The 17,136-nt window shown below is 62.8% G+C and carries 11 protein-coding genes, 1 tRNA gene and 2 pseudogenes; 5 read left to right on the forward strand and 9 right to left on the reverse strand.

The features are described 5' to 3' along the window. Positions 1–179: 179 nt before the first annotated feature. From yidC to rpmH, 3 genes and pseudogenes are all read right to left on the reverse strand, one after another. Positions 180–1,978, reverse strand: a pseudogene (gene yidC / locus BKP54_RS09755) (membrane protein insertase YidC). Continuing rightward, positions 1,975–2,373 carry a ribonuclease P protein component gene (rnpA, locus tag BKP54_RS09760; RefSeq protein ID WP_025425750.1) on the reverse strand — a complete coding sequence of 133 codons (399 nt, stop codon included), beginning with the start codon at positions 2,371–2,373 and terminating at the stop codon, positions 1,975–1,977. The pseudogene yidC and the gene rnpA overlap by 4 nt, the downstream one beginning before the upstream one ends. A 20-nt stretch (positions 2,374–2,393) precedes the next feature. After that, positions 2,394–2,528: a 50S ribosomal protein L34 gene (gene rpmH / locus BKP54_RS09765; RefSeq protein ID WP_081788836.1), complete on the reverse strand. Its 135-nt coding sequence runs from the start codon at positions 2,526–2,528 to the stop codon at positions 2,394–2,396. A gap of 388 nt (positions 2,529–2,916) precedes the next feature. Between rpmH and BKP54_RS09770 the strand changes: the two genes are divergently transcribed. The 5 genes and pseudogenes from BKP54_RS09770 to BKP54_RS09790 all read left to right on the forward strand — a co-directional run bounded on the left by BKP54_RS09770 (position 2,917) and on the right by BKP54_RS09790 (position 9,148). Continuing rightward, entirely contained in the window at positions 2,917–4,920 is a 2,004-nt protein-coding gene (locus BKP54_RS09770) for a methyl-accepting chemotaxis protein (RefSeq protein WP_025425751.1), read from the forward strand. Positions 4,921–5,163: 243 nt separating this feature from the next. Beyond that, a complete protein-coding gene (locus BKP54_RS09775; protein ID WP_025425752.1) occupies positions 5,164–5,964 on the forward strand; it encodes a TVP38/TMEM64 family protein in 801 nt (266 codons plus the stop codon). 16 nt (positions 5,965–5,980) lie between these two features. Further along, positions 5,981–7,406 (forward strand): annotated as a pseudogene (locus BKP54_RS09780) (FAD-dependent oxidoreductase). 22 nt (positions 7,407–7,428) lie between these two features. After that, on the forward strand, positions 7,429–8,910 hold the full coding sequence (locus tag BKP54_RS09785) for a HAMP domain-containing sensor histidine kinase (protein WP_025425754.1): 1,482 nt from the start codon (positions 7,429–7,431) through the stop codon (positions 8,908–8,910). Between the two features lie 161 nt (positions 8,911–9,071). Continuing rightward, positions 9,072–9,148 (forward strand) — tRNA-Arg (locus BKP54_RS09790). Between the two features lie 159 nt (positions 9,149–9,307). On the opposite strand, the gene BKP54_RS09795 is transcribed toward BKP54_RS09790, so the two are convergent. The 6 genes from BKP54_RS09795 to BKP54_RS09820 all read right to left on the reverse strand — a co-directional run bounded on the left by BKP54_RS09795 (position 9,308) and on the right by BKP54_RS09820 (position 17,060). Beyond that, a complete protein-coding gene (locus BKP54_RS09795) occupies positions 9,308–9,778 on the reverse strand; it encodes an aminoacyl-tRNA deacylase (RefSeq protein WP_025425755.1) in 471 nt (156 codons plus the stop codon). 592 nt (positions 9,779–10,370) lie between these two features. Further along, on the reverse strand, positions 10,371–10,808 hold the full coding sequence (locus BKP54_RS09800; RefSeq protein ID WP_198956827.1) for a DUF1810 domain-containing protein: 438 nt from the start codon (positions 10,806–10,808) through the stop codon (positions 10,371–10,373). A gap of 204 nt (positions 10,809–11,012) precedes the next feature. Then, positions 11,013–11,999 (reverse strand): aldo/keto reductase, encoded by a 987-nt coding sequence (locus tag BKP54_RS09805; RefSeq protein ID WP_025425758.1) that lies wholly within the window; start codon positions 11,997–11,999, stop codon positions 11,013–11,015. Positions 12,000–12,093: 94 nt separating this feature from the next. After that, positions 12,094–12,678, reverse strand: coding sequence for a YigZ family protein (locus BKP54_RS09810; protein WP_025425759.1), 585 nt, complete (start codon positions 12,676–12,678; stop codon positions 12,094–12,096). A gap of 170 nt (positions 12,679–12,848) precedes the next feature. Beyond that, the gene (putA, locus tag BKP54_RS09815; RefSeq protein WP_084814371.1) at positions 12,849–16,556 is read right to left on the reverse strand and encodes a trifunctional transcriptional regulator/proline dehydrogenase/L-glutamate gamma-semialdehyde dehydrogenase; all 3,708 of its coding nucleotides are present in this window, start codon (positions 16,554–16,556) and stop codon (positions 12,849–12,851) included. 189 nt (positions 16,557–16,745) lie between these two features. Then, positions 16,746–17,060: a YkgJ family cysteine cluster protein gene (locus tag BKP54_RS09820; protein WP_025425761.1), complete on the reverse strand. Its 315-nt coding sequence runs from the start codon at positions 17,058–17,060 to the stop codon at positions 16,746–16,748. Positions 17,061–17,136: the final 76 nt, after the last annotated feature.

Raw genomic sequence — 17,136 nt, forward strand, 5'->3', positions numbered from 1 at the left:
TTCGTCAAGATTGGCTTTGGCTTCACGGTTTTGGCCGGCGATGTCAAGCTTTCGGCTCGGCGCAGCTATCGAACCGGCGGGATTTGCTGGCGCAGCCCCTCGACGGTGAGCTTAGAGCGGCCGAACGAAAAAGCCCCGGACCGAGGTCCGGGGCCTTGTGAAGGCTCTGTCTGCCGGCGTCACTCCGCCGGCTTGGGTTTCTTCGAGAACAGGTTCTTCAGATTGTCGAACAGCTCGATCTTCACGCCCTGGCGCTTCATGATGATCGACTGCTGCAGCACCGAAAGCGTGTTGTTCCAGGCCCAATAGATCACCAGACCGGCCGGGAACGAGGCCAGCATGAAGGTGAAGACAACGGGCATCCAGGTGAACAGCATCGCCTGGGTCGGATCGGGCGGCGTCGGGTTCATGCGCATCTGCACGAACATGGTGATGCCCATGATGATCGGCCAGACGCCGAGGTGCAGGAAGGACGGCGCGTCGAACGGCAAGAGGCCGAAGAGGTTGAAGATCGTCGTCGGATCCGGCGCGGACAGGTCGTGGATCCAGCCGAAGAACGGTGCGTGGCGCATCTCGATGGTGATGTAGATCACCTTGTAGAGCGCGAAGAACACCGGGATCTGGATGAGGATCGGCCAGCAGCCCGCGAGCGGATTGATCTTCTCGTCCTTGTAGAGCTGCATCATTGCCTGCTGCAGGCCCATGCGGTCGTCGCCGAACTTCTTCTTCAGCTCTTCCATCTTCGGCTGAACCTTCTTCATGTTCGCCATCGAAGAGTACTGCTTGTTGGCAAGCGGGAAGAACAGCAGCTTGACGACGATTGTCGTCGTCAGGATGGCGATGCCGAAGTTGCCGAACAGACGGAAGAAGAAATCCATCATTTTGAACATCGGCTTGGTGATGAAGTAGAACCATCCCCAATCGATCAGCTTGTCGAAGTTAGGGATAGAATAGGCGGCCTCATAGTTGTCGACGACGGGCACTTCCTTGGCGCCGGCAAATACGAGGTTCTTGAGTTCCGAGGACTGACCGGCGGCAATGGTGATTGCGTCGCTCTTGTAGTCGCTCTGATAGCGGGCGCGGCCATCTGTGAAGTGCGAGAAGCGGGTCTCGTAAGGCGTCGCCTGCGGCGGAACGATCGTTGCGGCCCAATACTTGTCGGTGATGCCGAGCCAGCCGCCCGTCGCCTTGCCGGGTTCGATCGCCTTGTCGTCCTCGATCTTCGAATAGCCGACTTCCTGCAGGCCATGATCGCCGATGACCCCGATGAAGCCTTCATGCAGAACATAGACGCTCGGTGTCGTCGGCTTGTTGAAGCGCGTCACACGACCGTAGGAGGAGAGCGACACCGGTTCTGCGGCACCGTTCTTGATGCTGTCGACCACCTGGAACATGTAGCGTTCGTCGATCGAGATCGTCCGGTTGAAGGTGATGCCCTTCTCGTTGGTGAAGCTCAGCGTCACCGGCGTTGCGGGCGTCAGCTTGTCGCCGCCCGAAAGCGTCCACACGGTCTGCGGGCCGGGCACGCTGCCGCTTGCCGCATCGCCGACATAACCGATTTCGGTGAAGTAACCGTCGGTGTCTCAGCCGGGCTGAACAGGGTGATGATCGGGCTCTGCTTGCTGACGGTCTCGTGATAGGCCTTGAGCTTGAGATCGTCGAAGCGCGCGCCGGTCAGGTTGATGGAGCCGGAAACCGCAGGCGTGTCGATGGCAACGCGCGCCGACTTGGCAAGCGCCTTGTCGCGGTTTTCGCCCGTCCCGGGAACTGTGCCGCCAGGCAGGGCCTGACCGGTCGCCGGCTGTTGAGCCGTGGTGCCCGGCTGCGATTGGGTCTGCTGAGCCTGCTGGGCCTGCAGCGCTTCCGCAGCGATGCGTTCCTTTTCCATCTTCGGATTGACGTAAAGGAACTGCCAGGCGACGAGGATCAGCACGGACAGGCCAATCGCCACGAAATAGTTGCGGTTTTTTTCCATCATTGTTTCCTGGAACCGGCCGGCGGCCGCTTCTGTTTCGGCTTGTTTTCGATGCGCTCGCCAAGCCCCCGGGTCAAGGCGTCGAAGGGGGCATTCAGGAGATCGCGTCGGGCGACAATCACATAGTCGTGTCCGGGTTTCATTGCAAACCCGGCGGAAAGCCGCACCGCCTCTTTCAGGCGTCGGCGCATCCGGTTTCGCTCGACGGCATTGCCGTGTTTCTTGGTAACGGTGAAGCCGACGCGGGCCTCTCCCTCCGGATCGTTGCGGTCGAGCACTTCGAGGAGAAACAGCGGGCCTCTACGGCTTTCTCCTGCCCGAACGGCCAAAAACTGCGGACGGCTTTTCAGCCGCCCGACAGTCGTTTTGTCTTTATCTGACGTCATGTGCCCGGACACTGGTTTCGGGCAACTTCGGCTTAAGCCGAAAGACGCTTGCGGCCACGAGCCCGGCGGGCTGCGAGGACCTTCTGGCCACCCGAGGTGGACATGCGTGCACGGAAGCCGTGACGGCGCTTGCGAACAAGCTTGGACGGTTGGTAAGTACGCTTCATTTATTTTAATACCGCGGTGTGCGGCCCTTCTTGGGTTTGCATGTAGCAAGGAGCGTTTACGTTCCGGACATAGCTCCGCCTGTCGGGCAGGCAGGCTTGGCCGGACGTGGGCGGCTTATAAAGGCAAATTTCCCGGAAAGTCAATCACGCGAGGCCTTCGATGGGCAAAAGTGATCGCATCCCGATATCCGGGCGACCTCGATTTCGCAGGCACAAGCCGCGACGCACTATCTCAGACTGGTAAACAGGGAGCTAACCGGCACTCCCCAGAATGCCGGCCGGCCACCGCGATCTTTATTAACCATGAATGTTTTAGCGTGACTGCGGTGCAATGAGGCCGCGACCCTTCCGATAACCGGGCAAGTCTTGCGGTGTCGTGGAGGCAGGGATGAAAATACGTGGTAAGATCAATCTGATCGTCGGGGTAATGAGCCTCCTGGCGATCGCGGTGACCGGCATGTCGCTGCTGGTGGTTTCTCAATACAACAGCCGGTTCCATCAGTACCAGAACGCTTCTGAGCGTGCCTTCAACGGCGAGCATCTCAATCGACTGGTGACCGGCGTCGTCATGGAAGCGCGCGGAATCTACGCAGCGCCCACCATCGAAAAGGCAAAGCCCTTCGCCGAAGGCATTCTGAAGAACCTCGAAAAAATCGATGCGCTGTTTGCCGAGTGGCGACCCCTGGTGCCGGCCGACAAGCTCGGCTCGTTCGATGCGCTGGTCAAGCGCGCTGAGGAGTTCAAGACGTTCCGCGTCGAAACCGCGCGTCTTGGCCAGGAGGTATCGCCGCAGGCGGCCAACGAGCAGGGCAACACCGACGCCAACCGCGCCAACCGCAAGGCCTTCCAGGGCGAGATCGACGCCGTCGTCGAAGCCAACCTGGCAACGCTCGAGACCGTCAAGGCTGACATCGCTTCGTTCGAACGTTCGGTCATCGTCATCATTCTCGGCATCGCCGGGCTCGGGCTCGCCGTCGGTATCGGCACCGCCTTCTATATCGGCACCAATCATCTGAGCCGTCCGATCCTCGATCTCACCGGCAAGATGAAGCTGCTCGCCGGCGGCGATCTTTCCGCCAACGTACCCTTTGCCGACCGCAAGGACGAAATCGGCGAGATGGCTGCGGCCGTGCAGATCTTCAAGCAGAATGGCCTTGCCGTTCGCGATCTCAACGCCCAGGAAGCGGCGCTGCGCGAAAAGAGCGCCGATCTGCAGATGAGCATCGGCGTCGTCGTCTCGGCTGCGGCCGCCGGCGATTTCACCAAGCGCATCGGCAAGGACTACGAGAACGACGATCTCAATCGTTTTGCGTCGAGCGTCAACGAACTCGTCGGCAGCGTCGATGCCGGCATTGCCGAAACGCGCCGCGTCGTCGCCAGCCTTGCCGCCGGCGACCTGACCCAGAGCATGAACGGCCAGTTCCATGGCGCCTTCGCCGAATTGCAGAAGAACGTCAACGAGACGCTGTCGACGCTGCAGAAGACGCTGCGCGAAGTGCGTGTCACCACGGACTCGATCAACGGCAATTCGTCCGAGCTTCGCTCCGCCGCCGACGATCTGTCGAAGCGCACCGAGCAGCAGGCCGCAGCACTCGAAGAGACGTCTGCGGCACTCGACGAGATCACCGTCGCCGTCAGGAGTTCGACCGAGCGGGCGCAGGAAGCGACCGTAATGGTCAACGAAGCCAAGGAAAGCGCTGCCGAATCGGCCGCAGTCGTGCGCAACGCGGTCGAGGCCATGGGCCGGATCGAGCAGGCATCGAGCGAGATCGGCCAGATCACCAATGTCATCGACGAGATCGCCTTCCAGACCAACCTGCTGGCGCTGAATGCCGGCGTCGAGGCTGCCCGTGCTGGTGATGCCGGTAAAGGCTTTGCCGTTGTCGCTCAGGAAGTTCGCGAGCTTGCTCAGCGTGCGGCCAGTGCTGCCAAGGACATCAAGGCCCTGATCTCGAAGTCGGGCTCGGAAGTCGCAACCGGCGTCCGGCTCGTGCAGGAAACCGGCGCGGCGCTTGGCGAGATCGAGGAGCGCGTGCTCAAGATCAACGATCATATCCACTCGATCGCAACGGCCGCACGCGAACAGTCGACCGGCCTCGGCGAAGTCAGCACCGCCGTCAACCAGATGGACCAGGTCACCCAGCAGAACGCCGCCATGGTGGAAGAGGCGAATGCCGCGACCCACAAGCTGTCGGCGGAAGCCAACAACCTTGCGAGCCTGATCGCCTACTTCAAGCTCGACGGCACTTCGGCGGCACGCACGATCGCACCGGCGCGGGAAACCAGCCGTCCGGTGGATTCGCCCGCCCGCCGGATGATGGGCAACGTCGCCCGCGCCTTCAGCGGCGGATCTTCGGCGGCCGTCGCCAGGGACAACTGGGAAGAGTTCTGATCCGACCAGTTTGACGGATCGCACCAATCGACGCCCGCGGACGACTGACGTCTCCGCGGGCGTTTTCCGTGGATAATCTGCAATCATCGCCCCGTCGTTGCCGCCACGCTCTCGTGTAACGGCAACGTGAGTTGTCTTGTCGGCCCGTTCACGCTGTCGTTTTGCAACGCGACCATTCGTTATTGGTCTCCGGTATGGATTGCCGATACTGCAAGGAAAGACTTTTCCAAGAAACGAAATCACATGAACCGAAGCGCCATCAACAGAGCCGGGGATGCCCGTCCAACGCCGTCGGAGGCACCGGACGAGGGCTCGCCCGAAGACCGCGGCAAGGTCGCGTGGCGTCTGGTGCTGTTGGCCCTTCTTGTCGCCGGCGGGTTTGCCTCCTATGCCTTCGGACTTCAGCGTTATCTGTCTCTGAGCGCACTCGTCCATCACCGTGAGGCGTTGCGCCTCTATGTCGAAGCCTATCCGCTTCAGGCCGCCGGTCTGTTTTTCCTGGTCTACGTAGCAGTGGTGGTCTTCTCGATCCCGGCTGCTTCGGTTCTGACGATCTTTGCCGGCTTTCTCTTCGGCTGCGCCGGTGGCGGCCTTCTCGTCGTTGCAGCCGCGACGCTCGGCTCGTGCCTGTTGTTTCTGGCGGCCCGCAGCATGTTCGGCGATCTCCTGCGGCGGCGTGCCGGGCCATTCCTCGCGCGTTTTGCCGATGGTTTCTGCCGCAATGCGTTTCTCTATCTTCTCGTCCTGCGGCTCACGCCGATCTTCCCGTTCTTCGTCGTCAACATCGCGCCCGCCTTCTTCGAGGTGAGATTGAGAACGTTTGCGATGGCAACTCTGATCGGTATCGTTCCCGCCACCTTCGCCTATGCCTGGCTCGGCGGTGGGCTCGACGAGGTGATCGCCAGTTCGGCTGCCGTTGGCCGCGAGCTGTCGGTGTCGGATTTCGCAACGCCGAAATTGACCTTGGCGCTTGTGGTATTAGCGTTGTTTGCGGCATTGCCACTCGCTTTCAAGCGGGTATGGTCGCGCCGCAAGGCTGTTTGACGGGTACGGGGCAGGCGTGGCGAAAGTCATCAATCCGGATATCTGCGTGATCGGTGGCGGTGCCGCCGGGCTTTCCGTGGCGGCGGGTGCCGCCGCCTTCGGTGTTCCCGTGGTCCTGATCGAACGCGGCACCATGGGTGGGGATTGCCTCAACCACGGATGCGTGCCGTCGAAGACGCTGATTGCCGTCGCCAGGCACGCGCAGGCGATCCGTATGGCGGGTCGCTTCGGTCTGGCCGCTGGCCAACCCGTCGTCGACTATCAACGCCTTCATGCCCGCATCCACGAGGTCATTGCCGGTATCGCTCCGCACGATAGCGTCGAGCGCTTTACCGGCCTCGGCGTCGAGGTGCTGCAATCCTCGGCCCGGTTCGTCGATGAAAATACCGTTGCCGCCGGAGACCATCTCGTCCGCGCCCGCCGTTTCGTCGTCGCCACCGGCTCGTCGCCGGCGATCCCTGATATTCCGGGCCTCGACAAAGTGTCGTTCCTGACCAACGAGACGCTGTTCGATCTGACCCGGCTTCCGGCCCATTTGATCATTGTCGGTGCGGGTCCTGTTGGCATCGAGATGGCGCAGGCCTATCGCCGGCTTGGCGCCGGCGTCACCGTCATCGAGAGCCGGCGCGCGCTTTCGGATGCCGATCCCGAGCTTTCATCGATCGCGATTGCCGCACTTCGGCACGGGGGGCGTGGTCCTGCACGAGGCAACGACGATCCTTGGCGCCGAGCAGGATGGCGGGCGGGTCGTTCTGCGATGCGAGAATGGAGGCGGCGTTTTCCAGGTCGAAGGCAGCGATCTCCTGATTGCCGCCGGTCGTCGGCCGAACCACGCATCGCTCGGCCTTGCCGCCGCCGGCATCGACCACAATGCGAAAGGCATAGAGGTCGGGCCCAACCTTCGCACCAGCAATCGCCGCGTCTATGCGATCGGCGATGTCGCAGGCGGGCTGCAGTTCACCCATGTGGCGAGCTATCATGCACGGCTGGTGCTGCAGCAGATGCTGTTTCGATTGCCGGCGCGGGAAGATCGGACGATTGTGCCGAAGGTCACCTACTCCGATCCGGAAATCGCCGAGGTTGGATTGAGCGAGACGGAGGCGCGGGAAAAATTCGGCGCCGTCGACGTCATCAGGACCGATCTTGCCGCAGGCGACCGTGCCCGCACGGACGGGGTCGAGGCTGGCGTGATCAAGATCGTCGCCGGCCGCCGCGGACGCATCCTCGGTGTCGGCATTGCCGCCCCAGGTGCAGGGGAGCTGATCAACATGTGGTCGCTTGCGGTCGCCAACGGCATGACGCTGAAACAGGTCCGCGGCTATGTCGCACCCTATCCGACCCTTTCCGAGATTGGAAAACAGGCGGTCATCTCCTATTATGCGCCCTTGGCGAGGAAGGCGGTCGTGCGGTCCGCCATCAGGGCCTTGCGGTATTTCGGCTGACGGACAGGGATTTTTCGGGACGATGAGCGAAGAGGCGCAGCCGACGACGGTGAGTGAAGCGCCGCGAACCGCAGCGGGCTTCCTCCGCGGGCTCTCGGGCAAGCTGCTGTTGCTGACGATCGTTTTCGTCATGCTGGCCGAGGTGCTGATCTTCGTGCCGTCGGTCGCAAACATGCGCATCCGCTGGCTGCAGGATCGGCTGAACACCGTCGCTGCCGCCGCCGTCGTCGTCGACGGCCTGCAGAATGTCGAGCTGCCCCGAAACGTGCAGGACGACACGCTGATGGCAACGGGCACCAAGGCGATCGTCATTCGCCGCAAGGATGCCTCGCGGATGATCGCTGCCGCCGACATGCCATCAGAGATCGACGGCGAATACGACACCGCCAATTTCACCGCCTTGGCGGCGATCCGCGATGCCTTCGATACGCTGCTGTTCGGTGGCAACCGGGTGGTGCGCGTCTACGGGCCGCTCGGTGAAAGCGACGCGGTGATCGAGCTGGTCATGGCTGATGCCAGCCTGCACAAGGCGATGCTCGTCTATTCCCGCAACGTGTTCTTCCTGTCGATCATCATCTCGCTGATTACCGCGACGTTGATCTTCCTTGCGATCAACCGGATGCTGATCGTGCCGATCCGGCGAATGACGGCGAGCATGCAGGAATTCTCCAACGATCCGTCCAATCCGGCGCGCGTGCTCGTTCCGCCGGAGGGGCGCGACGAACTCGCGGTCGCCGGCCAGCATCTGGCGAGCATGCAGCGCGAGCTGCAGAAGACGCTGAAGCAGCAGAAGAGCCTTGCCGAGCTTGGCCTGGCGGTGTCGAAGATCAACCACGACATGCGCAATATCCTGTCGTCGGCGCAGCTGATCTCCGACCGTCTCGCCGATGTCGATGATCCCGTCGTCAAGCGCTTCGCACCGACGCTGCTGCGGGCGATCGACCGGGCCGTCGGCTATACCCGCGAGGTTCTTTCCTATGGCCGTACCACCGAGGCCGAACCGCACCGCCGGTTCGTCGCCCTCAAGCCGCTGGTCTCCGATGTCGCCGAGCTGCTTTCGATCGATCCGCAATCCGGCATCGAATTCCAGATCCAGGTGCAGGACGACCTTGAGGTCGACGCCGACAGCGAGCAACTGTTCCGGGTGGTGCACAATATCTGCCGCAACGCCGTCCAGGCGCTGACGAATCACGAGGCCGAGGACGGGCGGCCACGCGTCGTCAGCGTTTCGGCGATGCGCATGGGCAGTGTCGTCACCATTTCCGTCGACGATACCGGCCCAGGCATGCCGGCAAAGGCCCGCGAAAATCTTTTTGCAGCCTTCCGCGGCTCGGCGCGCTCGGGCGGCACCGGTCTTGGCCTGGCGATTGCGCGCGAATTGGTGCTCGCCCATGGGGGAACGATTGCCCTTGTGGAAAAGCCGACGCCCGGAACGCTTTTTCGCATCGAATTACCGGACCGCCCGGTGCCGCTCGATGCATTTCGCTCCAAAGCCCGGCATTGAAGGGGTTCGCGGGTGAGATTGCGCGCTGATTTCGCCGTGAAAATCCACAGCTTGAAACCGCGTCGTCGTAAAAATGAAATTTTTTGCCGAGCGGCGCTTGCAATCCCCGAAAGGACCCTTTAGAGAACCGCTCACGCAAGCGGTTCGACCGCTTCAGGCAAGCACCCGTAGCTCAGCTGGATAGAGCACCAGACTACGAATCTGGGGGTCAGGAGTTCGAATCTCTTCGGGTGCGCCAACAATTTCAAAGCCTTAACTGAAGGCGCTTCTCCAGCATTCCCTACAGCGTCGCGCGTCTTATTGGACGCGCAAAGGACGCTGTAGCACTTTGACTTGCCCCCGCAGGCACCAACTCCACGTCGTCCTCTGCGAGGTGTACGATGCAGGATTGCGGCGTCTACGGCAGGTGGCTGAAGCGGGCGACCTGCGCATCCTTCATCAGGCTGCGAAAGTTAGGTCCGGTGACGTGCACCAGTGTCTTGTGGTCGCCGCCTTCGAAATAGACGTCGCTGGCGTCTTCGAGGCTTTCGTCGAGGATCACCGGTACATCGTAGGCCGATCCGATCGGCGGCACCGCGCCAATGTCGCAATCGGCGAAAAGCGAACAGACCTCCTCCTCCGAGGCGAGGCCAAGGCGTCTGTTCATAACACTCTGCAATGTGGAGAGCTCGATCCGGTGCGTACTCGGAACAACGGCGAGGACGTACCCCATTTCGTGGTGTACGACCACGGACTTGGCCAGTCTGCTGCCCGGAACATGCGCGGCGCGCGCCGACTGGCTGGTCGTTGCCGTACGATGGTGCGCGACGGTGTCGTAGGCGACACCCTCGCCGTCGATATAGTCCTGAAGTTTCCTTGCGATAGTCATCGTTGGGCGCCCCTTGTGTTACGTTGTGACGCATAAGAAGACATTTTCCTCTCATCGCCTGCGAAGTCAACGACGAGCCTATGGTCGCAAGCGTGCGCGCGCTTCGGTTGATTGAGCATCCGGCTACGTTTGCGAGGCGTTTTCGTCGGCGCTTCACTAGCGCCGCGATCAAAAAAAACCGCGCTGGTTCTCCGTTCCATCCGATCGTGATGCGCCTCGGCGGAGCCGTAAGAACAGTTGTAATAAATCTATATATTAGTATAATGTAACTTACAGGCTGCGCGCTTGCGTTGCGCCTGATGGGGGCGGAAGAGAGCGATCCGGAGGCGTCTGCGGCGGCCGGAAAAAGGGGGCATCCTCACGATCTTTTGAAGCCTGCGACTGAAAAATGGCCGGTCCGATTCCCATATAAAAGGGAGCCGTACGGCTGATGGAAGGAGGTGCCCGATGTATCGTTATATGATGAAAGAGCTGCTGGTGATCGTAGCCGGGCTTTCCGTCTGCGCTTTCGTGATCCTGTTCTTCCTCGCGAGCGCCGCGCACGGCGTCTAACGCGATCCGCGGGCTGAATGCCCCTGGCGCTTGTGCGCCGTCATGGCGAAGGCGGGCCGAGCAGGTCGAGCGTTCGTCGATCCTCTTCCCCGGCAAAATAGAAACTGAGGGCCTGCCCGAAGACGCTGCCTGTGTTTGCGGCCTTCGAAAACAGCGTCATCGACGAGCGGAATTTCATGTCATCAGGGCTTGCGAAGATTTCGTGTGCCGAACACCCGATCAGCCCGTTGACGGTCTCGGTGCATTCGACAAGCCTGGGCCCGAGGATTGGATGGGCGAGATAGGCCCTGGCCTCCGCGAGCCCGGAGATGGCGAAGCGCTGGGCCATCGGCGAATGCCCCAGGCCCGCAAGCTGGGGAAAGACGAACCACATCCAGTGGGTCTCTTTGCGGCCACGCCGCAATTCGTCGAGCGCTGCGGCATGGACGCGGCCCTGAGCGTCGACAAAGCGCTGCAGCACGAAAGGGTCTGCCATGATCGCTTCTCCCGCCCTGGCGCGCCTGTGTGCCCGCTACAGCGCCGCGCGTCTTATTAGACGTGCAAAGGTCGCTGTAGCACTTTGAATGGCTGCATGTTTTTATCCTTAAATCGAATAGGACTTAAGGAAACATGCAGTCGGGTGGTGTCCGCTGCCGCCGGTCGCGCCCATTGGCGGCGGCCCCATTGGCAGCTACGATACATCCTACCAGCGATGATGAACATGAACCTTGACCAGCCGCTCGTAAAGCGCGGCGATGGCGGCCTTGGCTTTTTCGTCGATGGCAGGCAGCGCGCTGGCAGCCGCATTGGATTGCGCCTGCGTCTCATTGCGGGCGCCAGGGATGACGACGGACACGGCATCCTGCTCCAGTATCCAGCGCAGGGCGAACTGCGCCATCGGCACGCCTGCGGGCACCAGCGGGCGAAGCTGCTCGACGGCTTCCAGTGCCGTCTCGAAGGGCACGCCTGCAAAAGTCTCGCCGACATCGAAGGCTTCACCGAAGCGGTTGAAGTTGCGATGGTCGTCGGCGGCAAACGCCGTGTCGCGGGTAATCTTGCCCGACAGCAGCCCGGAGGCGAGCGGCACGCGCACGATCACGCCGACATTCTTCTTCCTGGCTTCCGCGAAGAACAGATCCTGCGGCCGCTGGCGGAAGATGTTGTAGATGATCTGGACGGTGGCAACACCCGGATACTCGATCGCCTTCAGAGCTTCCTCGACCTTCTCGACCGAGACGCCGTAATTGCGGATCTTGCCCTTGGTGATGAGCTGGTCGAGCGCACCGAAAAACTCCGGACGGTAATAGACGTCGGTCGGCGGGCAGTGGAGCTGGACGAGATCCAGCGTTTCGATACCGAGATTGCTAAGACTGCGATCGATGAAGGCTTCGATATTGGCGCCGGTGTAGCCTTCGGTGACATGCGGGTTCAGCCTGCGTCCGGCCTTGGTGGCGACGAACGGCTTTTCGCCGCCGCGCTCCTTCAGGACGGCGGCAATGATCTTTTCAGACCGTCCGTCACCATAGACGTCGGCCGTGTCGACGAGGGTGACGCCGCTGTCGAGTGCGGCATTCAACGCGCGCTTGCCGTCCGTTTCGCTGACGTCGCCCCAGGAGCCGCCGATCTGCCAGGCGCCGAAGCCGATCTCCGAAATCGTCGCACCTGTCTTGCCCAGAACTCTCGTTTTCATGCAGATCATCTCCCTGGCGTCGAAATCGTTTTCGGATTGAATATTCGGTTTGCGGGTCGCTTTTATGATGGTTCGATCGGCAAGGGGAAGGCGATCAATCGTCGGTCGAAATGACCGCGCGGCCGCGGCTGAGATCGGTGACCATGGCAAGAATGCCGTCTGCTTCGTCCTTGCGCATGTCGACCGTCATTACCGGCCCCTTGTCGGTGAAGGTTTCGCCTGAGATCGTGACGTCACGGGCAAGAAGGCGGGCCTTGATCAGCGCCAGATCGGCAAAGTCGCAGGCGATGGTGGTGCGTATCGTCTCGATCATTTCGATCTTCTCGGCCGCCCGCAGGCAGAGCGCGGCGGTGCCGCCATAGGCGCGGATCAGGCCGCCGCTGCCAAGCAGGATGCCGCCGAACCAGCGGGTGACCACCACGACGACGCGGTCGAGCGACTGGCCATCGATCGCAGCGAGGATCGGCTTGCCCGCGGTCCCGCTCGGCTCGCCGTCGTCGTTGAAGCGATAGGCCTGGCCGATGCGCCACGCCCAGCAATTGTGGTTGGCGGTGGGATCGGAATGCTCAGCAAGGAAAGCCTTTGCCGCCTGCTCGTCGGGCACGGGCGCGCAGATTGCCAGAAACCGGCTCTTCTTGATTTCCTGCGTCGAGGTTTCTGTGTGCTTGAGGGTGAACATCCGCTGCTTCCGTTTGTTCAACGCTGATAGCGGATTGCTGCCAAATGCGCCATCCGGCGCACGCAGGTAGCGCGGTCGTCAAAGTCCGAAGCGGCGGACCGGAGCAATGAGAACTGATTTATCCCTCTCCCCCGTGGGGGAGAGGGCCGTACTTGTTGATGCAGGCCGGCTCAGCCGATCGCCATCAGGCTGGCATTGCCGCCGGCAGCGGCGGTGTTGATCGAGGTAGACACCTCTTCCAAGAGCCAGTTGAGGCAATAGGCGTCGGGGTTGCGGCCGATCTCGTCAGTCGAGGCGGCCTGGACCAGAACCAGCGGACCCGGCAGGCCGGCGATCACCTTGTTCACCTCACGCACACGCTCGCCGTCGCCTTCGACCAGTGCACCGGCGAAGGGGCCGTCCGCCGACCAATCCTTCGACCAGGACAGGCGGGTGGAAACACTTGCCGGCAAGGTCTTCAGCGAGGACTGCAGGCCCGACGCCGCGTCGATGACGACGGTGTTGCCGGTCGCCAGTGCCGCGCCGAGCTGGCGATAGAGGCCGGTCTCGGTGGCTGGCACCAGGAGCACGCGGCCGCGAGGATGCAGCGCATAGAGGTTACGCTCGCCAACCGGGCCTGGAAGCTCGGAGATGAGGCCGAGGGCCGAGTTGCTGCCGGCTGTGCGGGCGGCTTCGGCTTCCGCCTTGACACCCTTGCCGTCGAGCCATTTGGCGAAGTCGAGCAGCGCCGGATCGGTGTGGACGGAGCTGTGCTGCGGCGGCACCGGGGCGGTGGCGACGAGGCGGCCGAGATAGAGCGGACCGCCTGCTTTCGGGCCGGTGCCCGAGAGGCCACGACCGCCGAAGGGCTGTACGCCGACGACAGCGCCGATGACGTTGCGGTTGACGTAGAGGTTGCCGGCCTTCACGCGAGACGTGACGTGGGCAATCGTCTCGTCGAGGCGGGTGTGCAGGCCGAAGGTCAGGCCGTAGCCCGTCGCGTTGATATCGTCGATCAACCGGTCGAGATCGTCACGGCGGTAGCGGATGACGTGGAGAACGGGACCGAAGACCTCGCGCTTGAGGTCGGAGAGCTTTTCGAGCTCGACGATCGTCGGCGGCACGAAGGTACCGAGTTCGGTACCGGACGCGAGGCCGATCTGCTCGACCTTGCGACCCATGCCGCGCATGGTTTCGATGTGCTTCTCGATGATCCCCTGCGCTTCCGCGGTGATGACAGGGCCGACGTCGACGGAAAGCTTGTCCGTGCGGCCGATCTTCAGTTCGTGCAGCGCGCCCTTCAGCATCGCGAGGATGCGGTCGGCGACATCTTCCTGCAGGCACAAGACGCGCAGCGCCGAGCAGCGCTGGCCGGCGCTGTCGAAGGCCGAGGCGATCACGTCGCCGACGACCTGTTCGGCGAGCGCCGAACTGTCGACGATCATGGCGTTCTGGCCGCCGGTTTCGGCGATCAGCGGGATCGGCCGGCCCGACGGCGACAGCCGGTCGGCCAGCTGCGCCTGGATGAGGCGTGCGACTTCGGTCGAGCCGGTGAACATCACGCCGGCGATTTCAGGCGCGGCAACCAGTGCCGCACCGATGCGACCGTCACCGGGCAGGAGCTGCAGCGCGTCGGCCGGAATGCCGGCTTCGTGCAGGATGCGCACGCCCTCGGCGGCGATCAGTGGCGTTTCTTCCGCCGGCTTTGCCAGCACCGGGTTACCTGCGACGAGTGCTGCGGCAATCTGGCCGGCAAAGATCGCCAGCGGGAAGTTCCACGGGCTGATGCAGACGATTGGTCCGAGCGCCTTATGAGCAGGACCGAGTGTGCGGCGGGTCTGTTCGGCATAGTAGCGCAGGAAGTCGATCGCTTCGCGCACTTCGGCGATGGCGTTCGGCAGCGACTTGCCGGCTTCGCGCACGATCAGGCCGAGCAAAGTCGGCATGCGGGCTTGCATGATGTCGGCTGCACGCACGAGGCAGGCTGCACGCTCTGCCGGTGAAACCGCCGACCAGCTCGAGGCGGCCTTCGCGGCAAGGCTTGCGGCCTGGCGGGCGTCCGCTTCCGATGTCTCGGTGACGGCGCCGACGATATCGCGGTGGTCGCCGGGGTTGACGACCGGGCGGGTCTCGCCCGATGCAGGACCGGTTGCCAGTTGCGGCACCGCGCGCCAGTCGATGGCAGCACTGGCCTTGAGCGCTTCGGTTAGCGATGCGAGCGAGGTTTCGTTGGAAAGGTCGAGACCACCGGAGTTCGGGCGTGCACAGCCGAACAAACCGACCGGCAGGGCGATCTGCGCGTGCGTCGCGCCGACGACAGGCATGGCGCGCACGATGTCGACCGGATCGGCAACCAGTTCGTCGATTGAGACCTTCGGGTCGGCGATGCGGTTGACGAAGGAAGAGTTGGCGCCGTTTTCAAGCAGGCGGCGCACCAGGTAGGCCAGCAGCGTCTCGTGCGTGCCCACGGGCGCATAGATGCGGCACGGCCGGTCGAGATTGCCCTTGCCGACGACTTCGTCGTAGAGCGGTTCGCCCATGCCGTGCAGGCACTGGAACTCGTACTTGCCGACCTGGAAGTCCTTGCCGGCCAGTTCGTAGATGGTGGCGAGCGACTGAGCGTTGTGGGTGGCAAACTGCGGGAAGATCACGTCGGTTGCTGCCAGCAGCTTGCGGGCGCAGGCGATGTAGGAAACGTCGGTGTAGATCTTGCGGGTGTAGACGGGGAAGTCTTCCAGGCCGTCGAGCTGCGCGCGCTTGATCTCGGCGTCCCAATAGGCGCCCTTGACCAGCCGGACCATGATGCGGCGGCTCGCGCGGCGGGCGAGGTCGATGATGAAGTCGAGCACGAAGGGGCAACGCTTGCCATAGGCCTGGACCACGAAGCCCATGCCGTCCCAGCCGGCGAGATCCTTGTCGAGGCACAGTTCTTCGAGCAGGTCGAGCGAAAGCTCCAGCCGGTCGGCTTCCTCGGCGTCGATGTTGAGGCCGATGTCGTACTTCTTGGCAATGACCGCGAGTGCCTTCACCTTCGGCAGAAGCTCTTCCATGACGCGGGCCGACTGCGCGCGCACGTAGCGCGGATGCAGCGCCGAAAGCTTGATGGAGATGCCGGGGCCTTCGTAGATGCCGCGTCCGGCCGATGCCTTGCCGATGGCATGGATCGCCGTTTCGTAGTCCTTGTAATAGCGCTCGGCGTCTTCAGCCGTGGTCGCGGCTTCGCCCAGCATGTCGTAGGAGTAGCGGAAACCCTTCTGCTCGAGCGCGCGCGAGCGGCGCAGCGCCTCGTCGATGGTTTCGCCGGTGACGAATTGTTCGCCCATCATCCGCATCGCCATGTCGACGCCGCGGCGGATCACCGGTTCGCCGCAGCGGGCGATCAGGCGCGTCAGCGCGGCCGAAAGGCTGCGGTCGTTGACCGTCGACGTCAGCTTGCCGGTCACGACCAGACCCCAGGTCGCGGCGTTGACGAACAGCGAGCGGCCACCGCCCAGATGCGACTTCCAGTCACCGTCGGAAATCTTGTCGCGGATCAGCGCGTCGCGCGTTGCCGTGTCGGGAATGCGCAGCAGCGCCTCGGCCAGGCACATCAGCGCCACACCTTCCTGGCTCGACAGCGAGTATTCGTGCACCAGTCCTTCGACGCCGGAACCTTTATGTTTTGCGCGCAGGGCCTCGATCAGCTTGCGGGCGGTTCTGGCGGCTGCCTTCTGTGTCTCGGCCGGAAGCGTTGCTGCTTCGACGAGCGGCGGCAGCGCTTCGGTTTCCGGCCGGCGGCACGCGGCGGTGATCGCCTGGCGCAGCGTGCCTTGCGCGCGGATCGGCGGTGCGAAGTCGGCAAAGGGGGCCGGGGCCGCATCGGCCTTTGGGCTGGATTTTTGAAGCTGGGTCTGGCTCATCGAACGCGGTCCTCCGGAAGGCGGTGACAAGGCGCAATGCGCCTTGGATTTCGTGGGCAGAAAATACGCGTCGTCCCGCCGAACATCCATCCGGCAAATTTCGTCATTCTCGGAATGTTTCACTATCGCAGTGCCGGCAAACCGATGGGGATACGGAATGTAGGCTTGAGTGCCGGATGATCCGAAGTTCTACGCGGCCTGCCCGAAGTGCCGTTCGCGCGCCATCAGACACTCGTCGTCACCGGGCATGCAGGTGCGACAGACGATCGGCCTCACAGCGTAGATCTTGCAGGCGACATGCACCCCGAGCTTGCCGCCGAGTGCCGTGCAACGGTTGTCTTCGCAGCGCATGCCGCCGAGGTCGGCGGCGACGTACTCTTCCGGTATCAGGTCGAGTTCCTCGTCCGTCTCCATCGAGAATCGCGGCCAGTCGGAGGAGTAGGCGCAGCAGGCGCCGCAGCTCTGACAGTCGAGGATTTCATCGGTGGCGGTGGTTTGGGTCATGGGCCAACCTAGCATGAAGGCCCGGCGGCCGGAATGCCCCTCATACCAACCTGCACGGATATTGGCCCACTGCGTG

The sequence above is a fragment of the Ensifer sp. 1H6 genome (assembly GCF_001976035.1).
GTDB classification, from domain to species: Bacteria; Pseudomonadota; Alphaproteobacteria; order Rhizobiales; family Rhizobiaceae; genus Ensifer; species Ensifer canadensis.

Bases quoted from the DNA above. Each gene is read 5' to 3' on its own strand.
- BKP54_RS09820 (WP_025425761.1), bottom strand. From the start codon at position 17,060: ATGACCCAAACCACCGCCACCGATGAAATCCTCGACTGTCAGAGCTGC.
- BKP54_RS09805 (WP_025425758.1), bottom strand. From the start codon at position 11,999: ATGAAAACGAGAGTTCTGGGCAAGACAGGTGCGACGATTTCGGAGATC.
- BKP54_RS09810 (WP_025425759.1), bottom strand. From the start codon at position 12,678: ATGTTCACCCTCAAGCACACAGAAACCTCGACGCAGGAAATCAAGAAG.
- BKP54_RS09775 (WP_025425752.1), top strand. From the start codon at position 5,164: ATGAACCGAAGCGCCATCAACAGAGCCGGGGATGCCCGTCCAACGCCG.
- rpmH (WP_081788836.1), bottom strand. From the start codon at position 2,528: ATGAAGCGTACTTACCAACCGTCCAAGCTTGTTCGCAAGCGCCGTCAC.
- BKP54_RS09795 (WP_025425755.1), bottom strand. From the start codon at position 9,778: ATGACTATCGCAAGGAAACTTCAGGACTATATCGACGGCGAGGGTGTC.
- putA (WP_084814371.1), bottom strand. From the start codon at position 16,556: ATGAGCCAGACCCAGCTTCAAAAATCCAGCCCAAAGGCCGATGCGGCC.
- BKP54_RS09770 (WP_025425751.1), top strand. From the start codon at position 2,917: ATGAAAATACGTGGTAAGATCAATCTGATCGTCGGGGTAATGAGCCTC.
- BKP54_RS09785 (WP_025425754.1), top strand. From the start codon at position 7,429: ATGAGCGAAGAGGCGCAGCCGACGACGGTGAGTGAAGCGCCGCGAACC.